Annotated in this window: 16 protein-coding genes; 11 read left to right on the forward strand and 5 right to left on the reverse strand. The window is 44.7% G+C overall.

Annotated elements, in window-relative coordinates; all coding sequences use genetic code 11:
* Positions 1–62 precede the first annotated feature (62 nt).
* The 4 genes from DLD82_RS12405 to DLD82_RS12420 all read right to left on the reverse strand — a co-directional run bounded on the left by DLD82_RS12405 (position 63) and on the right by DLD82_RS12420 (position 5,832).
* Positions 63–2,117, reverse strand: coding sequence for a NosD domain-containing protein (locus DLD82_RS12405; protein WP_109941443.1), 2,055 nt, complete (start codon positions 2,115–2,117; stop codon positions 63–65).
* Positions 2,118–2,357: 240 nt separating this feature from the next.
* Entirely contained in the window at positions 2,358–3,212 is an 855-nt protein-coding gene (locus DLD82_RS12410; RefSeq protein ID WP_109941444.1) for a deoxyribonuclease IV, read from the reverse strand.
* The gene (locus DLD82_RS12415; protein WP_109941445.1) at positions 3,209–4,624 is read right to left on the reverse strand and encodes an aldehyde dehydrogenase family protein; all 1,416 of its coding nucleotides are present in this window, start codon (positions 4,622–4,624) and stop codon (positions 3,209–3,211) included. Before DLD82_RS12415 ends, DLD82_RS12410 begins: the two co-directional genes overlap by 4 nt.
* A 68-nt stretch (positions 4,625–4,692) precedes the next feature.
* Complete coding sequence (locus DLD82_RS12420; RefSeq protein ID WP_109941446.1) at positions 4,693–5,832, reverse strand: glycosyltransferase family 4 protein; 1,140 nt, start codon at positions 5,830–5,832, stop codon at positions 4,693–4,695.
* 357 nt (positions 5,833–6,189) lie between these two features.
* On the opposite strand from DLD82_RS12420, the gene DLD82_RS12425 reads away from it, so the two are divergent.
* Genes DLD82_RS12425 through trpA form a run of 7 tightly spaced genes read left to right on the forward strand, consistent with a single transcriptional unit; the run spans position 6,190 to position 12,593 of the window.
* A complete protein-coding gene (locus DLD82_RS12425) occupies positions 6,190–7,743 on the forward strand; it encodes an anthranilate synthase component I family protein (protein WP_109941447.1) in 1,554 nt (517 codons plus the stop codon).
* Positions 7,740–8,318, forward strand: coding sequence for an anthranilate synthase component II (locus DLD82_RS12430; protein WP_109941448.1), 579 nt, complete (start codon positions 7,740–7,742; stop codon positions 8,316–8,318). Before DLD82_RS12425 ends, DLD82_RS12430 begins: the two co-directional genes overlap by 4 nt.
* Positions 8,318–9,328, forward strand: coding sequence for an anthranilate phosphoribosyltransferase (gene trpD / locus DLD82_RS12435; protein ID WP_109941449.1), 1,011 nt, complete (start codon positions 8,318–8,320; stop codon positions 9,326–9,328). The genes DLD82_RS12430 and trpD overlap by 1 nt, the downstream gene beginning before the upstream one ends.
* Entirely contained in the window at positions 9,325–10,074 is a 750-nt protein-coding gene (locus DLD82_RS12440) for an indole-3-glycerol-phosphate synthase (protein ID WP_109941450.1), read from the forward strand. The genes trpD and DLD82_RS12440 overlap by 4 nt, the downstream gene beginning before the upstream one ends.
* Before the next feature lie 11 nt (positions 10,075–10,085).
* Positions 10,086–10,649: a phosphoribosylanthranilate isomerase gene (locus DLD82_RS12445; protein WP_342764573.1), complete on the forward strand. Its 564-nt coding sequence runs from the start codon at positions 10,086–10,088 to the stop codon at positions 10,647–10,649.
* Positions 10,639–11,814: a tryptophan synthase subunit beta gene (trpB, locus tag DLD82_RS12450; protein ID WP_109941452.1), complete on the forward strand. Its 1,176-nt coding sequence runs from the start codon at positions 10,639–10,641 to the stop codon at positions 11,812–11,814. The genes DLD82_RS12445 and trpB overlap by 11 nt, the downstream gene beginning before the upstream one ends.
* On the forward strand, positions 11,811–12,593 hold the full coding sequence (trpA, locus tag DLD82_RS12455; protein ID WP_109941453.1) for a tryptophan synthase subunit alpha: 783 nt from the start codon (positions 11,811–11,813) through the stop codon (positions 12,591–12,593). The genes trpB and trpA overlap by 4 nt, the downstream gene beginning before the upstream one ends.
* An 8-nt stretch (positions 12,594–12,601) precedes the next feature.
* Here the strand turns inward: trpA and DLD82_RS12460 are convergent, their stop codons facing one another.
* Positions 12,602–15,562: a PAS domain S-box protein gene (locus tag DLD82_RS12460; protein ID WP_109941454.1), complete on the reverse strand. Its 2,961-nt coding sequence runs from the start codon at positions 15,560–15,562 to the stop codon at positions 12,602–12,604.
* A 116-nt stretch (positions 15,563–15,678) separates the two neighbouring features.
* On the opposite strand from DLD82_RS12460, the gene DLD82_RS12465 reads away from it, so the two are divergent.
* The 4 genes from DLD82_RS12465 (at position 15,679) to DLD82_RS12485 (ending at position 20,026) form a co-directional block, all read left to right on the forward strand.
* On the forward strand, positions 15,679–16,308 hold the full coding sequence (locus tag DLD82_RS12465) for a tetratricopeptide repeat protein (protein ID WP_181391423.1): 630 nt from the start codon (positions 15,679–15,681) through the stop codon (positions 16,306–16,308).
* A gap of 74 nt (positions 16,309–16,382) precedes the next feature.
* Entirely contained in the window at positions 16,383–16,883 is a 501-nt protein-coding gene (locus tag DLD82_RS12470) for a hypothetical protein (protein ID WP_109941456.1), read from the forward strand.
* Positions 16,844–17,767: a thymidylate synthase gene (locus tag DLD82_RS12475; RefSeq protein WP_281268008.1), complete on the forward strand. Its 924-nt coding sequence runs from the start codon at positions 16,844–16,846 to the stop codon at positions 17,765–17,767. Before DLD82_RS12470 ends, DLD82_RS12475 begins: the two co-directional genes overlap by 40 nt.
* A 219-nt stretch (positions 17,768–17,986) precedes the next feature.
* Positions 17,987–20,026 carry an AAA family ATPase gene (locus DLD82_RS12485; RefSeq protein WP_109941459.1) on the forward strand — a complete coding sequence of 680 codons (2,040 nt, stop codon included), beginning with the start codon at positions 17,987–17,989 and terminating at the stop codon, positions 20,024–20,026.
* Positions 20,027–20,030: the final 4 nt, after the last annotated feature.

Genomic DNA, 20,030 nt, shown 5'->3' on the forward strand with positions numbered 1-20,030 from the left:
TAGTTTACAGTCCTGATTCCGAATAAACACAAGAATTATCAGGATATATAAAAAATTTATTTTCAATCAAACCCTGCGATGATCGTATGATCCCGTGTTACGTTTATAAACTGATATTCAGGTGTAGCATTTACGGCTGATCCATCGATGAGCAGATAATCAACCTCATGGCCTTCATACGGAGTCATAACAAAAGTGATGTTACCCTCCGCCATAACTTCTATCGTTCCTTCCGGAAAAATCGCTCCTCCCGGTCCTGCATATGCGGTGATGGTATATCCGGGAACTAGCCCGCCATCTGCTGTATTTACCATAACCATTGACTCAATACCTGAACTGTTTTCTGCTCCGGCATCTTTGGGCAGGTATGTCAGCACAGGTGGAATTACCATAGTAGGGGTAGTATTAACCGATTCAATCACAGGAGGACTCACATTCGAACCATCAAATGGTTCGGTGAGATTTGACAACTGTAGGATGGTTGCTCCGGGGTTTTCCGGAGAGACTGCTGCTGGTTCATTGGTATTTATTACCACCGTTTCATCTGCTGCAGGATACCTGGAAATTGTTCCGGCTCCAATCGTCCTGGTATCATCCATTATCTTCCATGAGGAATACAGAGACATGTCTGCGGGTACCGGAACGGAGAGGGTAGAAGTGAGTACCGTATCAAGGTTTACTTCAGTTCCAGCACTGGTCAGAAGGATCACCTGGTTCCCCGGTGTAAGGCCGGTAAAAAGAAGGTAACCGTTTTTCACCGGAGAAATGTTTGTTACAGAATCATTGTCTACGATCTGACTTGTGTTATTACCAGCTTCTTCTTTGACACGGACAACTTCTGATCCCAAGGCAGAGAATGCTGACTCACCATCAACATATTCATTCTGAACCGGAGTTAAGGGGAGAGCAATTTCTGCTTCGGTAACATTTTCACTGAGAATTTTATCCGAAGGAATCTCACTGACCTCCTCGGAATCATTTGTTCCGGTCAGGTTACCATCAGAAACAGTCTGGTTTTCTGCTTCTATACTTGCAACAGGCTCAACAGGTTCAGGAGTTGGAGCGGGATAATTCTTCTCGGTGTTAGTAAGGGGGAGGTAATCAATATTGTAGGAATTTATTTCGTATGGTTTATCCCCGATACCAAATCCGTCTTCATCATCTACAGTGTCAGAATAACCTTCAAGTCCTGGAGCAGAACCCCAGTAATTACCACCCATATACGGGCCGCCAAGGATATTCACACCTACTTCAAGAGTCGTGTTCCAGGTTATATCACTGCTGATTTCATCAACTGAGATGTTTTCCACTGATCCAAAGTAATTATTATAAATATCAGCACCGGTCACTCCATTTCCAATAACTACAACAGGTCCGGTTTCAGTCTTTGAAAAGTTATTATCGGTGATGGTTGAATCCCTGGAATTTTCAATCTTCAGTGCAGCGTACTTGTTATCACTGACACTGTTTTTTACCATGCTAAATCCGGATGAATCGGTAACCTCTATTCCGTATACATCACATGAATTGACATTATTGTCGGAAAGTGAAACATCAACAGTATTGGCAACCAGAATCCCGGCCCCATTGTCCTTGACATTATTTTTCGTAAGGGTGACCTTATTTGAATTCTGTTCAATATTTATTGCCGTAGAACAATCCCGGATCATATTGTCGACCAATTGGATAACATCAGAATACTCAATATGGATGCCGGTCAGACAATCGATGATATCAAGGTTTGTTACCTCATTCCTGTCACCTTCCTGGCCTTTGACATACTGGTAACTGACTGCTGAATTCCAGTCCTCAAGTTTCAGGTTTTTAACGGTAACATTAGTAATGGAACCTCCGTACTTGTTGACATATACCCCGACAGATTTGTCACGAAGATCTCCTCCGAGGAAATGACCCTGACCGTCAAGAACAACATCAGAACATTCGATTTTTATTCCGTATACATCAGTAAGTCCCCTCGCATCTTCTGTCAGTTCGTATGTTCCCGGAGATGTTATTACAGCAGGAGCGACTATTGGTTGGGCTGCTCCAAAAGCACACATTAATACGAGTATCACCAGGATTGAAAGACCCTGGAGATATATTTTTTTCTTACACATATCAAACACCTAAATCCCCTTTTTAATTTCTCAGGCAAACCTGAGAAGAATTCCCTACCTTTTACGTATATGCAAGACACCCTATAAGGTTCTCGATAAATTCACACTAATCAAGGGTATTTACTTCACATGACCATAAAAATTCAATGAAAAAGTAAAGAACAGATACAGGAATATTATTTAGAAATTTGAATATTTTAACGAAAATCTCGCCATATTAGGTTGTTTTAACATATTTAATCACAGTGCAAGCATTCTTGCTATTTTTACATTATCAAGGTCTCCGCGCCGATCATCAACCGGAGTTTCACAAATACAGGGAATGCCCTGAAGCCCGGGAGCATGGAGTATAGAACGTATCCCTTCTTCTCCTATCTTCCCCAGTCCGATGTGTTCATGCCGGTCAAGCCCGCTTCCGAGATCCGCTTTTGCATCATTAAGATGGATAAGTTTGAGATTTGAAAGGCCAATTAGGTCTTCAAAAAGATCTGTCACCTCTCCTATGGATTCTTCATTGCGTAGATCATATCCGGCTGCAAACGCATGACAGGTATCAAAACATACACCAATCCGGGAGGGATCATGACACCTTCCAATAACATCAGAGATGTCTTCAAGGGCACTTCCAACAGAATGTGCCTCTCCGGCTGTATTTTCCAGGAGAATTGTGGTTTTTCCCGGAATAGTCTCAAGAGCAGTGTTAAGGGCAGATGCTACCCTCACCCTTCCATGTTCCGGATCATCGACTGCATGACCAAGATGAGTTACGAGATATGGAATGGTGAGTGTTTCACATCGCTCAAGTTCAAGACAAAAACCCTGAATTGATTTCTCATACATTGCCGGATTATCGCCAGCCAGATTGGGGAGGTATGACACATGGGCAAAAACGATACCTGGTGCATAGAGGTGTAAAGCATGAGCAAATGCCTCTGCATCACTGGGTGAAATCGGTTTTGCCTTCCATCCTCTCGGATTTTTCGTGAAAAGCTGAAAACAATCGCATTCACGCTCCTTTGCCCGGTCAAATGAAAAAAGGAGTGAACCGGATATTGAAACATGGACCCCTACCTTAAGGGAACTTTTTTTATTCATGGATTTATCAGAATGGTTTTTTCTTCCAGATATGACAGCAGGGCATTCCTGCCATTTTCCCGTCCGATGCCTGAAGATTTCATGCCACCGAAAGGAACCTCCGGAGGGATTCGCAGGTGCTGATTAACCCAGATAATCCCTGCGTTGAGTTCTTCGATCGCCCGGGATATGGTTCTTGCATCATGAGTCCACACTGAAGAGCCAAGACCAAACCTGGTTGCATTCGCATGATCAATTGCTTCATCAAGGGTGCTAAACGTGGTAACCGGAAGAACCGGACCAAAAACCTCTTCCTTCATCACCGGTGCATCAGGATCCACATCGGTCAGGATGGTAGGCATATAAAAATTGCCTGAATTCAATGAACCCGCGTCAGAAAGTACTCCTCCGGTCAATACTTGTCCCATATCAGAATCAATCGTATTTCTGACGATCTCATGAACCAGATCCCGCTGCCGGCGTGTGTGAAGAGGCCCCATATCCACGCCTGATTCAAGTCCGTTTCCAATCTTAAACCTGGATGTAAGTTCTTTTATTTCATTAATGAATGACCCGGCAATTTGTTCGTGTACAAAAACACGTTTTATCGCAGTACAGGTCTGACCACAGTTAAAAAACCTCCCAGAAACAGCACCTTTTGCAGCAGCTTTAAGATCTGCATCATGGCAGACGATCATAGCATCACTCCCACCAAGTTCTAAAATTGTTTTCTTCAGAGTGGGTGCTGCAAGACTGGCAACCCTGATTCCAGTATCAACTGACCCGGTAAAAGAAAGCGACCTGATATCCGGATGAGTGGCCAGAGATTTCCCAATTACTTCGCCAGTTCCGGTAACAATCTTAAGAACATCCTCAGGAAGTCCTGATGCTGAAAGATGACCGGCCAGAGCAATACATGTTAACGGTGCGGTTTTGGAGGGTTTCAGCACCATGGTATTCCCGGTTGCAAGAACAGGCCCTATCTTCCAGGCCATAATAAGAGCAGGCATATTCCAGGGGATGATTGCAGCACAGACTCCAAGGGGCTGCCTGGCAACCACCATATGTCCATAGGAGCTGCTCTTTCCATAGTCACCCGGTAATGAACCGGATATTGACGCATAATATTCTAAGACACGTGCAAATCCGGCAATTTCATTCATGGATTCGCGAATAGGTTTTCCCTGTTCCCGGGTAAGGAGAACGGCTAATTCTTTCTGATCTGCCCGCACTCGTTCTGCTGAAGTAAACAGGATTTTTGAACGGTTCGTAGCATCAGTCCTCGACCATGAAGAAAATGCCTCCCGTGCGAGCAAAACGGCATTATCTGCATCCTGCCGGGTTCCTGCAGGAACTTCCCCGATAATACTGCCATCTGCAGGATTGAGAACTGAAATTTGTTCATGTGGTTCATCCCCCGGCCCGATTTTCATGCATATATAGTACAATCATGAATATGAAAGAATTAATTGATAAAAAAAAGAGGAGTGGCTGAATAGAATCAACAACAAACGGTGCCGTACATATCGTCAAGTCGGTGTGCAATTCCTTCCCATTTAAATTGCCGGTATACTTTCGATCTACCGGTTCTTCCAAATTTAGAAAGTCTGTCGGTGTCCCGGAGTGCCTGACAAATCCCTTCCGCAATCTGATTTGAATCTACCGGAACTTTTATTCCATCACGATATGATTCGATGTTTTCATGCAGGCCCCCGACATCACAGGCAACCACCGGTTTACCAGCACTCCACGCTTCAGGAAGAACAATGCCAAATGGCTCATTCCGGCTTGGAATAACAACAAGATCTGCTGCTTTAAGAAGCCGGATATACTCGGCATCACTGATATAGCCTGGAAACCGAACCGGAAGATTACGCATATATGCTTCATGCATAAGCCAGGGACGCATACCTCCATCACCAGCCATAATAACCTGCATTCCCCAGAACTCATCTTTTACACGCGGTAGGGCGTCCAGTAAAAGGTCCGGCCCTTTCTGAACCGCCATCCGTCCGATGTACAGAATTGTCGGTGCGTATGGATGTATTCCAAGGTCGGCTTTGATTGAACCCTGGTCAAGGTCAACGTCAAACTGTTCCGGAATCACCCCGTTCGGGAAGACACGAATCTTCCAGTCAGGAACCTTGTACAGATCCATTACCTCATTTCGAAGAACATTACTGACCGTTGTGACCTGCCTTGCAATCAGACCAGCATACCATTCTTTGCCACATATCTCATGATATTCCCACCAGTCCCCATGTTTATCTCCATTTCTTCCGAATTCAGTTGAATGATAAGTGAATACCGTATTTCGTTTCTGTAGAAGGTGTAACGCCTCGGTGACATGCCAGTCATGGAAGTGAAGGATATCGAATGGAACCTTATCATATTCCCTGAACCGGTTTACCATCTGGTGACTCATATTATGGCAATATTCTAGAATATTTCCTCCTTCCGGCCTTACCCCGTGATAATGAACACCATTGAAGGAATAATCACCATCCCCTCTGGTAAAGAAGTGTACTTCATTATATCGGGCCAATTCCTGAGCCAGATAGGTTGCTGCATTTGCCAGTCCGCCAACCCGTTCGGAGTACATTGACTCCCAACAGAAGAATGCAATCTTTTTTCGTTCCACGTATTTTCCTCTTGGAATATCACCCGGCAGTTACCTGCCGAAATTTCGGGATGTTCAACAACCGTTATTGTTTATTCATACTCATGACTTACCTGGATTGGATTGTTAATGTCAGCTGCCCCTTCAGGGCAGAACAGATTCCAATAGGATTGAATAATATATATATTTACCTCGGGCATGAAAATTAAAAAAATATTATTATTATTTCTCTCCTTTTTTTGTACAGAAAGCGCTCACCAAAGATTTTGATCTTACGAAATTTTTTCATGAACGTGAAAGTACATCAAATGTGCATCTTGCATCAATAAATACAACAATGCATAAATATGTACAATGACACACATCTAGTATCATGTTATGTATAGCAGACCAGAAGGTGATGCCGGTGGAATGGAACATGCCATGAAGGCGTCTAATGACACAGAAACTATCTCATATAAAAAATTCAGGGAGATAGCCACATCCCATAATGGACCCGCTTATATCCCGGTGAGCAGGGAGATACCTCTCCCACAATCTTCACCAGCGACTATTTATGCTGCAATGTCTGAAGAACAGGGTTTCCTGCTTGAATCAATGGAAGGAATTCCAAAACGGGCGGTACGTTCCATAATAGGCATTAAACCTCTTGCAACCCTGGCATTTTCTGACAAATTCCGAATATCCGGGGATTGTCGAAGATCGTTTCAAATCATCGAAAACGAATTGGAAAATGAAGCATCTGCACTTAATGCACTTCAGCAATTTTGTTGCTCCATTGCCTGCTATGCCCCGGATAGTTGCTCTTTTTCAGGAGGAATGGCAGGCTACTGCAGGTACGATCTGGTAAACGAGATCTCCGGCGGGATGGTCAGAGCAGAATCTGAAGACGGACCAAAAATCAGGTTCATGATTCCTGGTGAACTTATCGTGTTTGATCATATCAGAAATACATGCACCCTGATTGCAGGCAATCTGGTTAACCCCGGAGATGAACTTACTGAACTTTACGATAATGCAATTCAAAGGCTGAATACCCTGGAAAAATGTACACAGGTAAAGGAGGTTCAGTTAGAATGCCCGGTTATGACAGGGAATAGTAATCTTCTTCCGGATGCTGACCGGAGCGAATATGAGAAATCGGTAAAGCAGGCCCAGGAATACATCAGAGCAGGAGACATATTCCAGGTAGTACTCTCCAGACGCTTTTCTGTAAATTATCAGGAAGATCCATTCAGGATTTACCAGATCCTCAGGACAATAAACCCTTCACCGTACCTCTATTATTTCAATTTTGGTGATGAGGCGGTAATTGGATCCAGCCCGGAGATGCTTGTCAAAACAGAAGGAACAACTGTAACAACCGTACCGATAGCAGGAACCCGGCCCAGAGGCAAAACAGACCAGGAGGATGAAGAACTCGCAGCAGAACTCCTTGCTGACCCGAAAGAAAGGGCAGAACATCTCATGCTTGTTGACCTTGCACGTAATGACATCGGAAAGGTATCAAAATTTGGGTCTGTCCGGGTTTCAGAATTTATGACCGTCGAAAAGTTCTCCCATGTCCAGCATATCACCTCGGTAGTAAACGGGAACCTTCAACAGGGATTACACCCGATAGATGCCCTCAAAGCATGTTTTCCTGCAGGAACGGTGAGTGGTGCACCAAAAATCCGGGCCATGCAGATAATCGAAGAACTGGAACCGGTAGCAAGGGGTCTCTACTCAGGGGCTGTCGGGTACTTAGGTTTTGATAACCAAATGGAGTTTGCAATTGCCATCAGGACAGTAATGGTAAAAGATGGTCTCGCAACATGTCAGGCAGGAGCAGGAATTGTAGCAGATTCCGTTCCTTCACGTGAGTTCAACGAGACACAAGCAAAGGTATCGGCAATGGCACAAGCGGTTTTTTGTGCAGGAGGTCAGGCATGAACGTCGTAATTGTTGACTGTTTTGACAGTTTTACCTATAATCTCTACCAACTCGTTGGAACCCTTGGTGCAAATCCAATTCCGCTGACTTCAGATAAAACAATACAGGAGATTAAAAATGCTGATCCGGACCGGATAATTCTCTCCCCCGGACCTGGAACTCCTAAAGATGCAGGAGTCTGTGCAGAAGTAATCAGAACATATTCCGGAAAAGTGCCAATTCTCGGAGTCTGCCTTGGACACCAGACTATCATTGACACCTATGGGGGGACCATATCACGAATGCAAAATCCGGTACATGGAATGACCAGTGAAATTGAGAACAATGGAGAAGGGATATTTTCCGGAGTTCCAACAAAGTTTCACGCTGCAAGATATCACTCCCTTGCTGTTGTGCCTGACACGCTCCCTGCAGATTTTTGCATCACGGCGGCCACCATCGATGATGGAACCATTATGGCCGTCTCACATGTGAAATATCCAATATATGGCCTGCAATTTCATCCGGAGAGTATCATGACTCCGGCAGGACAGATGATTATGAAAAATTTCCTGCACCATGGAGGGGAGTGCTAATGATCCAGCAGTCAATAAAAAAAGTTATCGGGATGCATGACCTTGCCGATGATGAAGCCAGAGAACTGATGACATCCATCGCAGATGGAAAAGTCACCGAAGCACAGATTGGATCCATCCTCACCGCTCTGGCTATGAAAGGAGTGACGGCAGGTGAGATTACTGCCTTTGCACTGGTTTTAAAAGAACGGGCAATCAGGATTGAGACCGATAAAACCGGCACGTATGTTGATACCTGCGGGACCGGAGGAGACGGAGCCCAGACATTTAATATCAGTACTGCAGCAGCTCTTGTGGCTGCAGCAGCAGGCGTAAGGGTCGTAAAACATGGAAACCGGGGAGTTTCAAGCAGGTCAGGATCAGCTGATGTCCTTGAAGCCCTTGGTATCCCGATTACCCTGACTCCGGAAAAAGCAGCAGAATCGGTTGCCAGGAACAATATTGCATTCCTCTTTGCACCCGGATACCATCCGGCCATCGGGAGGGTTGCAATGGCCAGAAGAGAGATAGGGTTTTTTTCGGTCTTCAATATTCTCGGCCCACTCCTAAATCCGGCAGAAGCATCGGCCCGTCTCATCGGTGTCGGGGATTTAAAAAATGTGCCATCAATTGCAAAGGCACTTGCAAACCTTGGGGTATCACATGCCATGGTAGTCCATGGAAATGGAACCGATGAGATTACTATCACCGGTGAAACGCAGGTGTATGAACTCTATAAAGGAACAATTTGCAGGTATACGCTGACACCTGAAGAGTTTGGCATCTCCCGTGTCCAGAAAGAGATGATTCAGGGGGGAGATCCCAGGGAAAATGCAGTTATCATCAGGGATATTTTTGCTGGAAAGCAAGGGCCGTGTCGAGACATCGTCCTGCTTAACGCGGCTGCCGCAATATATCTGGGTGGAAAAGCCTCGTGTTTACAGGAGGGATACCATGCCGCCTGCGGAATTATTGAATCAGGCAAAGCACTGGACCTGCTTGTATCATTAAAAACCGGAGACAATCAATGATTCTTGATGACATTGTATCATGCTCACACCGCCGGGTATCGTCACTTCCGGATTCATTTCCCTCATCCACTCATGTCCCGATAAGCCTCAGGGAGGCCATTTTACAGGCCAGAAATAATGCAGTTATCGCAGAATTAAAATTTGCATCTCCCTCCAGAGGAATAATCAGAGAAAAGCAACAGCCGGCAGACATATCTGAAGACATGATTCTTGGAGGATGTTGTGCTCTTTCTATCCTCACTGAACCGGATTTCTTTCATGGATGTCCGGACACCATTCCAGCGATAAGAAATTCAGTGAATGTCCCGATATTAAGAAAAGACTTCATAGTAAATGAGCATCAGCTTGATGAAACAAAATCTCTCGGAGCAGATGCAGTCCTCCTGATATCCTCAGTATTGGGGAATGAAACAGGTCATTTTGTGAAAGAAGCACAAAAAAGGGGTCTTGAACCTCTCCTTGAAGTCCATACAAGAAAAGAGGCAAAACAGGCAATGGACAGCGGTGCTGAAGTTGTCGGAATTAATAACCGCGACCTCCGGACTTTCAGGACTGACCTTTCAACAACGAAAAATATCGCTCCGATGCTGAAAGATGCCGGGCTCACGGTAGTCTCTGCAAGTGGTATGGTATGGCCCTGTGATATCAGGTCACTTCATCGCTATGCAGATGGATTTCTTATCGGATCCAGTATCATGTCATCAAATAATCCAAGAAAAAGAGTGGAGGGATTCGTATACGCATAAAAATATGTGGGATAACAAGGCAGGAAGACGCAAGACTTGCAGATCATGCGGGTGCTGATGCAATAGGAGTAGTCCTTTTTTCAGACTCGCCCAGGTCTGTCTCACCTAATACGGCTCGGGAAATATTCAGGGCTGCAGGGCCATACATGGGCAGAGTTTGTGTCTCACACACCAAATCCCCTGAAGAATTCTCAAGAATTCTGGACCTTCACCCAACTGCAATTCAGATATCATACCCGCATGAAATGCCAAAAAACAGTACCTGCTTGGTTATAAGGGTAATTCAACCAGGAGACCCGATACCTTCTTCTGCAGATGCCATCATCGTCGATGCAAGCATGGGAAAAGGTACCCTCTACGACCAGGAATATGCCAAAAAAATTATAAAAATGTCAAAAGTTCCGGTAATTCTCGCCGGGGGATTAAACCCGGGAAATGTCGGTGATGCAATCAAAGCAGTTCAACCATATGCAGTAGACGTTGCATCCGGTGTCGAGTCATCACCAGGCATAAAAGATCCAGAAAAAGTGATTGAATTTATTAAAAATGCAAAGGAGGCATCTCATGCAGCTTAATACCAGACTCGGACCATACGGGGGCTGTTTTGTCCCTGAAACACTTATGGGAGCCCTCGAAGAACTTGAATCAGCGTACATCAATATTCTCCCTGAAACCACATTTCAGACAGAACTCTCCGGATATCTTACAACCTATGCAGGAAGGGAAACACCACTCACCCTGTGCAGGAATATGTCCAGAGATTTTGGCTGCACAGTATATCTTAAAAGAGAAGATCTCCTCCATTCAGGTGCTCATAAACTTAACAATGCACTCGGTCAGGGGCTTTTGGCAAAACACATGGGGAAGAAACGGCTGATTGCAGAGACTGGAGCAGGACAGCACGGAGTTGCAACAGCGATTGCAGGTGCTGTTCTTGGCCTGGAAGTGGACGTATTCATGGGAGAAGTTGACATCAAACGCCAGTCTCTCAATGTAGCCCGGATGAACATGATGGGAGCAAGAGTAATCCCAGTCAGTTCAGGGACCAGAACACTTAAAGACGCCATGAATGAGGCACTTCGGGAATGGGTTGCCAGGGTAAATGACACCCATTATCTAATAGGAACCGTAGCAGGCCCTCATCCCTATCCTGTCCTGGTCCGTGACCTCCAGCGTATCATTGGAGATGAGACGAAAAGGCAGATTATGGCAGCGGAAGGAAGACTTCCCGACGTAATTATTGCCTGTATTGGTGGCGGATCAAATGCCATTGGTATGTTCCATCCGTTTATAAGCGATGCTTCGGTCAGGATGTACGGAGTAGAAGCTGGAGGCGAGGGACTTGACAAAAAGCATGGTGCATCACTTTGCGGTGGAAAACCCGGAATCCTTCATGGGAATTTTTCCTATCTCCTGCAGGATACATTCGGTCAGATAATTGAATCTCATTCCATATCAGCCGGGCTTGATTATCCGGGAGTCGGACCTGAACATGCTATGCATAAGGACTCCGGACGAGTAACCTATGCTGCTATCACCGATACCGAGGCAATGGAGGCATTCCTGTACCTTTCCAGGACAGAGGGAATAGTTCCTGCACTGGAATCATCTCATGCAGTTGCATTTGCCAGAAAAATCGCACCAGAACTTGGAAAGAACACCATTATGATAATCAACCTTTCCGGACGGGGCGATAAAGATGTTGAGACGGTGCTGCGATACATGGAGGATAAAAAATGAACCGTCTTGCAAGAGTATTTGAAAACCGAACTCGCGAACTCCTTATGACCTTTACTGTGGCAGGAGACCCGGATTATAAAACCAGTCTTAATATAATCCGGGCACTTGAGACAGGGGGAGCAGACATTATTGAACTCGGACTTCCGTTCTCCGATCCGGTTGCAGACGGCCCGGTAATCCAGCAGGCAGACCAGCGGGCCCTGAATGCAGGAATGAACACCGACCGGTTCTTTTCCCTGGTCCGGGAATTTCGGGAACAATCAGATGTTCCACTGGTAGTCCTCACCTATACAAATCTGATTCTTCAGAGAAACATCGAAAAATTCTACCAGGACGCTGCAGATGCCGGGATTGACGCAGTTGTGGTTGCAGATCTTCCCTATGAGGAAGCTGGCCCCTATATCAAAGCAGCCGAACTTGCAGGTATTTCACCAGTAATGATGGTCAGCACGACAACCTCAAAAAAACGGCTTTCAAATATCCTGAAAGTAAAAAGTGGATTTATATATCTGGTCGCAGCCCTCGGGGTCACGGGGGTCAGGCAGACCACTGACATGAATGCCCGAAAGATGCTGGTGGATATTAAATCAAAGACCAGTATCCCGGTCGCACCCGGATTCGGTATATCTGACAGAGAACAGATAAAAGAATGGGGACTAGCCGGAGCAGATGCGGTAATTGTCGGATCTGCACTGGTAAAAAAGATAGAAGAGTATCACCTAAAGCCTGATGTATTAATCGAACAGATAACCGGATTTGTAAAAGATCTAAAAGGATAGATGCGCACTTAATTTTCCGAAGGTACAGTAAAGCACCCGGTATTTGAAAGGGGGATACAGATAGTAAACCTTGATCCCATATTTTTTCCTTCGCTCTCAACCCAGACATTACCCCCGTACATATTAATGATCCGTTTTACAATTGCCAGTCCAAGGCCTGAAGACTGACGATCATGACGTGATCTATCAACCATATAAAACTCATCAAACACTTGTCCTGCTTCTTCTTTTGAAAGTCCAATTCCAGTATCTTCAACAGTAATGGTAACGGTATCAGGATTAATATCGGCATAAACCCTGACGAAACCGTTATTTGGGGTATATTTTATTGCATTACTGATAAGATTATCAAAAACTGAAGATGCATCCCGGGTTGAAAAAGGAATTACCAGATCATCAGGAACCTGTACATTAACGGTGAGATTTTTCTTTTCAATAAAGAACCAGTTTTTATCCACCGACTGTTTTATCAGTGCTGTCGGATGAATCATTTCAAAATCAGTGATTCCTTCCTGCCGGCTAAGCCGTGCCAGCGTGAGGATTTTATCAGTCTGTTCGCGGATTGAATATACCGAACGCAGGAATACACTGTAGAGTTCACGTTTTTCGGAATCTGTCTCTTCCCTGACCAGATGAGGAAGAAGTGCAATAAGCGGGGTAAGGGGGGTTTTCAGATCATGTCCCAGCTGATTTATAAAATCATCTTTCTGACGAAGCAGCTTGCTGACTTCTATCGTCCGTTCTTTCACCCGTTCATCAAGATCTCGGTTCATTGTCAGCAGACGGTTAGTAAGAAAGTCAAGTTCCCGGTTTTTATCCTCAAGAACGGAGGCATATTCTCTGAGTTGTGCCTCCGCTTTTTTTCGTGCACCAATGTCCCATGCAACAATCAGAATTGCCCGCTTTCCCTGAAAAGAGATCGGCATTGATGAGACCTCTACATCAACCTTTTTACCATGAACATTTAGGAAAACCTCTTCTTCAGAAGGTGAGGGAAGCATTTTGATGAGCGTTCGTTCAGTTCTCTGTTTTACGAGAGGGATGTAATCGGGGTGAATAAAATCAAAGGGATGGCGGTGGAGAACCTGATCTTCATGCTGTGCACCGAGGAGCTGAAGACCTGCCGGATTTACAAAGAGTAATTGTTCTCCATCATGAACATAGATAGCATCAGGTGATAATTCAACCAGGGTCCTATATCGCTCCTCACTCTCTCTGAGTGCCAGGTTAACCTGGACCAGTTCGCTGGTTCGTTCAGCAACGAGAGATTCCAATTCTTCCTGTGATTTTAGAAGTTTTTCTTCGTCTTCCTTGCGCCGGGTGATGTCTCTGATACACTCGATTGCACCGACAATAGTTCCATGAGCATTCCGGAGAGGTGCTGCTACACCCCAGAGCCATCTCTTTTCCCAGCCAGGCTCGGGCATATACTTCTCCCCAATAATAGCATCACCATCGTGAGAGACGTTAATATACTCATACTCAATTAAGGAATCGGGATGTAAAGCAAGGTCCACCAGAATGGGCCTCCTTTGACCATAAAACGGGATTGAATACTCATAATTCCCTTTTCCAATGATGTCTTCTGCATTGATATGAGTCATATGAACCATAGCCCGGTTCCAGAACAGGACTTCACCACTGGTGTTGATGACCATCGTTGCATCAGGATAAAATTCAATAACATCTGCGAGCTGCTGTTTGGATTCTTTTATCTCATTTTCAGCGCGTTTTCGTTCAGAGATATTTACTATTACTCCCCGAATCCCGACAATCACACCATTTCTGACAGCCTGGGATGAATGAATTATTACAGAAAATTCTTTTCCATCGGATCTGATTGCAGAATATTCATGCGGCTCAGAAATTCCCTTCGTGATAACATCATGCATGGTTTCCATCGCCCTTGCCCTGTCCTGCAGACTTAAAAACTGATATACAAAAAGATTTTCTAAATCTGAATCTTCATATCCGAACAGCAGCCTGGCCTGGCGATTCACATACGTAATATTCCCATCAGATGTACACTCAAATACCCCTTCGGGAAGCAGATCTGCAAGGTCACGGTATCTCTCTTCACTTTCCTGGAGTTGTTCCTTGGACAGCCGGAGTTCTTCAAGCCGGTATTTTATCTCTTCACCAGAGGCAATGAGTTCCTCATAAGCGGCAGAGAGATCAATATTTCTCTGTTCCAGTTCAATTTCAGCTTTTAAGCGTTCGGTAATATCCCGGATGATCGCCTGATGGAGTACATCTTCACGAATTACCAGTTGATTAATACTAATCTCTGCATCAAATTCTGTATGGTCAACCCGAAGACATTTCCACCTGATGAAAACGTTTTCTCCACCTGATGCGGTATGAATTATTGATTCTAACTTCTCCCGTGACCTGTTGCCATCGGGCTGGACATTTGGAGCAAGTAATGCAAAATCTCTTCCAATCAGACTCTCACGGGAGGTCTGAAACATCCTGGCAGCCTGATCATTGCAGTCTTTGATTATCCAGTCAGATAGAAGAAGAATACCATCACTGGCAGTTTCAAAAAGCAGTCTGAACTGTTCTTCGCTCTCCCGAAGAGATCTCAACGCTTCTTCTGCACGGACAGCCTGGCGGATTTTATGTGCAAGTTCAGCAAATAACGATACCGGATCTCCTCCCTTCTGCAGGTAAAAAGCAACACCACTGTTAATCGCTTCAATAATGACTTCTTCACGACCCTTTCCGGTAAAAAGAATAAAAGGGACCTGTGAACCAGCCTGTCGGTATGCTTTGAGAAGATCTATGCCATTCATACCAGGCATCTGGTAATCGGACACAACAATATCAAATATCCCGGACAATATCAGATCCACGGCACTTTTTCCGGACCGTACCGTGGTTACCGCAAATCCCCCTGATTTTTCCATAAATATCTTGAAAAATCCGCAGAAGGATTCGTCATCATCAACATAGAGAACTGATATCATCAAGAGTCCTTTGGTTATCCCTGATACTTCTGTAGGATATCGTGTTATATCAAGGTAAGGAATCAGGCACCTTGGAAAAAGAAGATGATTATGAAAAGAAAACACAGTATACGAATATGATGAAATTTGTGTGGCTGATACTGGCAATTAGTATGCTTTTTACCTGCTCCTCCCTGGCTGATGAAGCAGATGACCTGGCAGCGGAAGGAAATCTCCTCTATGATCAGGATTTTTATGACGAGGCCCTTGTTGTTCTGGACCAGGCACTGGCAATCGACCCGGAGAACCTCGAAGCATTGAACGGAAAAGGAAAAACCCTGAAAAGTCTGGGGAGATATGAAGAAGCAATAGAAGAATATGAAAAAGCAATTTCCATTGATCCTTCCTATAAAAAGGCCTGGAATAACAAAGGGATAGTGCTTACATATCTCGAGCAGTATGATGAAGCGGTGGAGATGTATAATGAGGCTATCAAAATCGATCCGGAATATGCCAAGGCTTACAGTAATCTGGCCTGGTGTTTAAACCTGGCCGGTCGTTATGAAGAAGCTCTTGATAATGCAAAAAATGCAACTGATCTGCTGCCAGATTATCCAAAAGGATGGATTAACCACGCAGATGCTCTTTTTGCTCTCGGAAGATACAATGAGGCAGTAACATCATATGATGCAGCGCTGCTCCTGGATCCCGACCAATCGGATGCCAAAAACGGAAAAGCAAGAGCGATAGAAAAGATGGATGTGTAATTGACAGATTATCCCCCTTTCCACACATTCTTAATAGGCAAAATCCATACCTCACGGTGGCGAAGAATTATATCATGAAGAACTATGCAATCATACTCTTTTCCTGCTGTATACTCATTCTGGCAGGTGGTTTGGTATCAGGAGAAAATGAGTCTTTTTCTACTAATCAGACAATATCAAATCAGACTCCTGAACCAACTCTGATTCCCATAACACCTGAAGAAGAACTGATGAATCTAGCATTTATAGCAAGAGAATTTGCACTGGAAAATGGAAAAGACTCTGCGATCGCTGAATTTTCAAACCCAAACGGGCGTTTTTTTCTGAACGGGACTGGTATCAGGGCTTATGGTGTGGATGGAACACTGCTTGCAGATCCCTTTAGTCCATCAAATGCAGGAACTTTATTGATATCCGATGACTATGATTCGGGAAATATCCGGCTTATGCGGGATCTTGCAACAACCGGCGGGGGTCTCTTCACTGACCCGGTCACGAAAGAGTACTGGTTTGTAATGGATATAGATGGCAGCTGGTGGATTTCTGCTTCCCGGATAATCCCCAAGGCTCAATAACCGAATTTAAAAAGCAGGAGACACCCATGATTCTGATCAGAAAGCGTAGCATCGGACAGGCACATGAAGAAGTAATCAGGGAGATTGCAAAACGTTGTGAAGGTAATGTCAGGGTAACAGAAGACGGCGAATATACCTGGGACCCGGAAGAGCCCATCTGTATTCATGTAGAAGAGCCGTTTTCAGAACCGATGCGATCCGGCGCATCACTGTTTGGAGAGAAATTTTCAGAACAGTATCAGGCCTCTCTCTACACGATTACACCGCGCCGCAATGACGGGACGGATGCTGTATATACATATGGAAACCGTTTGAGGGATTACCCGCGGGCATTAGTAAAAATATCAGAGAATTCATCTGGTAAAAAGAAAGGAATTCTTCAGGGACTTTTCAGGAAGATGGGATATGTTCCGGCAGATTCATGCGGGGCATTGAATTTTTCAGGAGATGGAAACTATGGCGGATATGACCAGATTCAGGAAAGTATCATCAATCGTCTGGTAGCAAATCAGGAAAGCAGACGCGCAATTGCAATTACCTGGTTCCCGGAGAAAGATATCTCTGCAGATGAACCTCCATGCCTGCAGATAGTGCAGGGAGTTGTGGATAAAAATCACAAATTAAACCTGATCTGTTTATTCAGGAGCAATGATATGTTATCTGCCTGGGGTCAGAATGCATACGGTCTTGCTCATCTTCAGAAATATATCTGCGAGCAGATAAACCAGAAAAGAAAAAAAGAAGAAGTAGAGCTCTCTTCCGGATGGCTTGAGACAATTAGTATTTCAGCACATATGTATTTTCACCGTGACCAGCTGGAACTGAACCTCTTTTTAGAGAAAATTAAGACTGGTGAACTCTTTTCTTCATTTCAGAAGAGATAATTCAAAAATTCTTTCTGATTTATAACCAGATGGGAAAAGAGAAAAGATATAAATAACCAACCCGATATGAAATCGTGTGGTGCATGGGAAAGCACCAGGAATACACTTCACAGAAGAAAGGTATCCGGGACAGGCGGATACCTCACTGCCTGTAAGTCTTTTTTCAATCCCGATTATTAAGCATACTATCTTATAGGATAACAAATCGAGAGATATCCTATGCAACTTGCCGAGTTCCGGGTCCAGAACTATAAAATTGTTGAGGACACCGGATGGATTCCAGTCCAGAACCTTACAACATTCGTTGGAAAGAACGAATCCGGAAAGTCAGCAATTTTTCGGGCGCTATCAAAATTAAACCCCTCTGATGGAGAGGGATATGATGGGCTCAAGGAGTTTCCAAGGCAGCGGTATGCCTCAGAAATTACCCGAACCGACTGGCCGGTAGCATCGGGCAGGTTTGAATTAAACCCTGATGAACAGCGCGATATTGCAGCGATATCCGAGTTGTGTCGTGATATTACCCATGTGGAAGTAACCAGGCATTACACCGGATCATACAGTATCACCTATCAGCCTGATGTAGGAGTCGACCTGGTTACCTCGCCAGATCTTATCTATGCCATTGAAAGTGCCATTGAACATATCAGGAACCTTTTCGCGCCGGAAGGAAAGGGAGATATCCTCGGAAGAATAAAAGAAGGACTCCTCTCTTTCCTTGAAGAACAGAAAAATGCCATCCCGGTTGACGGACAGATTCAAAAACGGCATATTTCAGATCTTATTAATGCAATTAAAAGCAGGGCCAACGAACCCTGGCAGCATGAGATTCTGGATCCGGTTACCGAACCGATGTACAGACTTGTCCGGCAGATGGAAATCTACGAAGGTCTCATGGCAGCAAACAGGTATGTCATTGAGCACCTTCCAAAATTTGTCTATTTTGACCAGTACAATGTTATTGAAAGTGCGATTCATATCCCGACCTTTATTGCAACACTCAAATCCCATCCTGACTCTCCGGGTCTTCGTGCCACCAACTGCCTGTTCAGACATGTGAACCTGGATCTTGATCAGCTTGACCGGCTGGGATCTCACAAGAATGCCGTTGATGATAACCCTATCATCAGGAGGCAGGTGGATGAACGGTCTATTCTTTTATCAACCGCATCAAACCTGATGACTAAAAAGTTCGAGGACTGGTGGGGACAGAGGAGAATCAGGTTCAGATATGATATTGACGGGGATTATTTCAGAGTCTGGGTTTCTGATGACCTTGATCCTTCAGAGATAGAACTTGAACAGAGAAGTGCAGGACTCCAATATTTCTTCTCCTTTTACCTGGTCTTCCTTGTTGAATCCGGAGATGCATATCACGACAGTATCCTGCTTCTTGATGAACCAGGTCTGCAGTTGCATCCGACAGCTCAGCAACAGACAACCAAATTCTTTGACCGGATTTCAAAAGGGAATCAATTATTCTTTTCGACACATTCTCCGTTCATGATAGACCTTGACCATCTGGACAGGGTACGAACGGTTTATGAAGGTCCGGGTGGGACAACAAAAGTCTCTCTTGATGAATGGCCTGCTGACAAAGACTCCCTCTTTCCACTTGAAGCAGCCCTTGCAACAAAAATTGCAGAAAAAACCCTTGTGTGTGGCAACCAGCTCATCGTTGAGGATACTCATGACCTCTGGCTGCTTCAGGCTATGAATTATGCACTTCGAAGCAGAGGCAAAAGTGGTCTTGATTCATCAGTCCGGATTACCCCGGCAGGAGGAACGGCAAACCTTATTCCCCTGGCCCTGATGATGACATCCAATAAAAAACCGGCAGGGGTCCTTTTATCCGGGAAAACCGTACCCGACGGCGTTCTCGAAAAGTTCCCTGCAATGCACTTCAAAGAGGGACATGGACTCCTTTTTTATAGCAATATCATACACAAAAAGGGTGCAGGAATTGAAGACCTTTTTTCACCGGATTTGTATTTCAGGTGTGTAAAAGAGATATATCCAGACCTACTGCTCGGACAGGTTCCGGAGAAATCACCTACTGAACGGAACGATGAACGAGGTTTTGCAAGTATAATTGCAGAAATGATAGAACGAAAACAGGGAGAACACTTTGAGAGGTGGCGGGTTGCAGAACTGCTCTCAGACCGGATATGTGAATCACCACAAAATATTGATGATGAAACTCTTGAGCGGTTTTCTCGTCTTTTTGATGAGATAAACCGTCTCACCAGTAACTCCTGACCTT

Origin of the sequence: Methanospirillum stamsii (genome assembly GCF_003173335.1) — an archaeon.
Classification (GTDB): domain Archaea; phylum Halobacteriota; class Methanomicrobia; order Methanomicrobiales; family Methanospirillaceae; genus Methanospirillum; species Methanospirillum stamsii.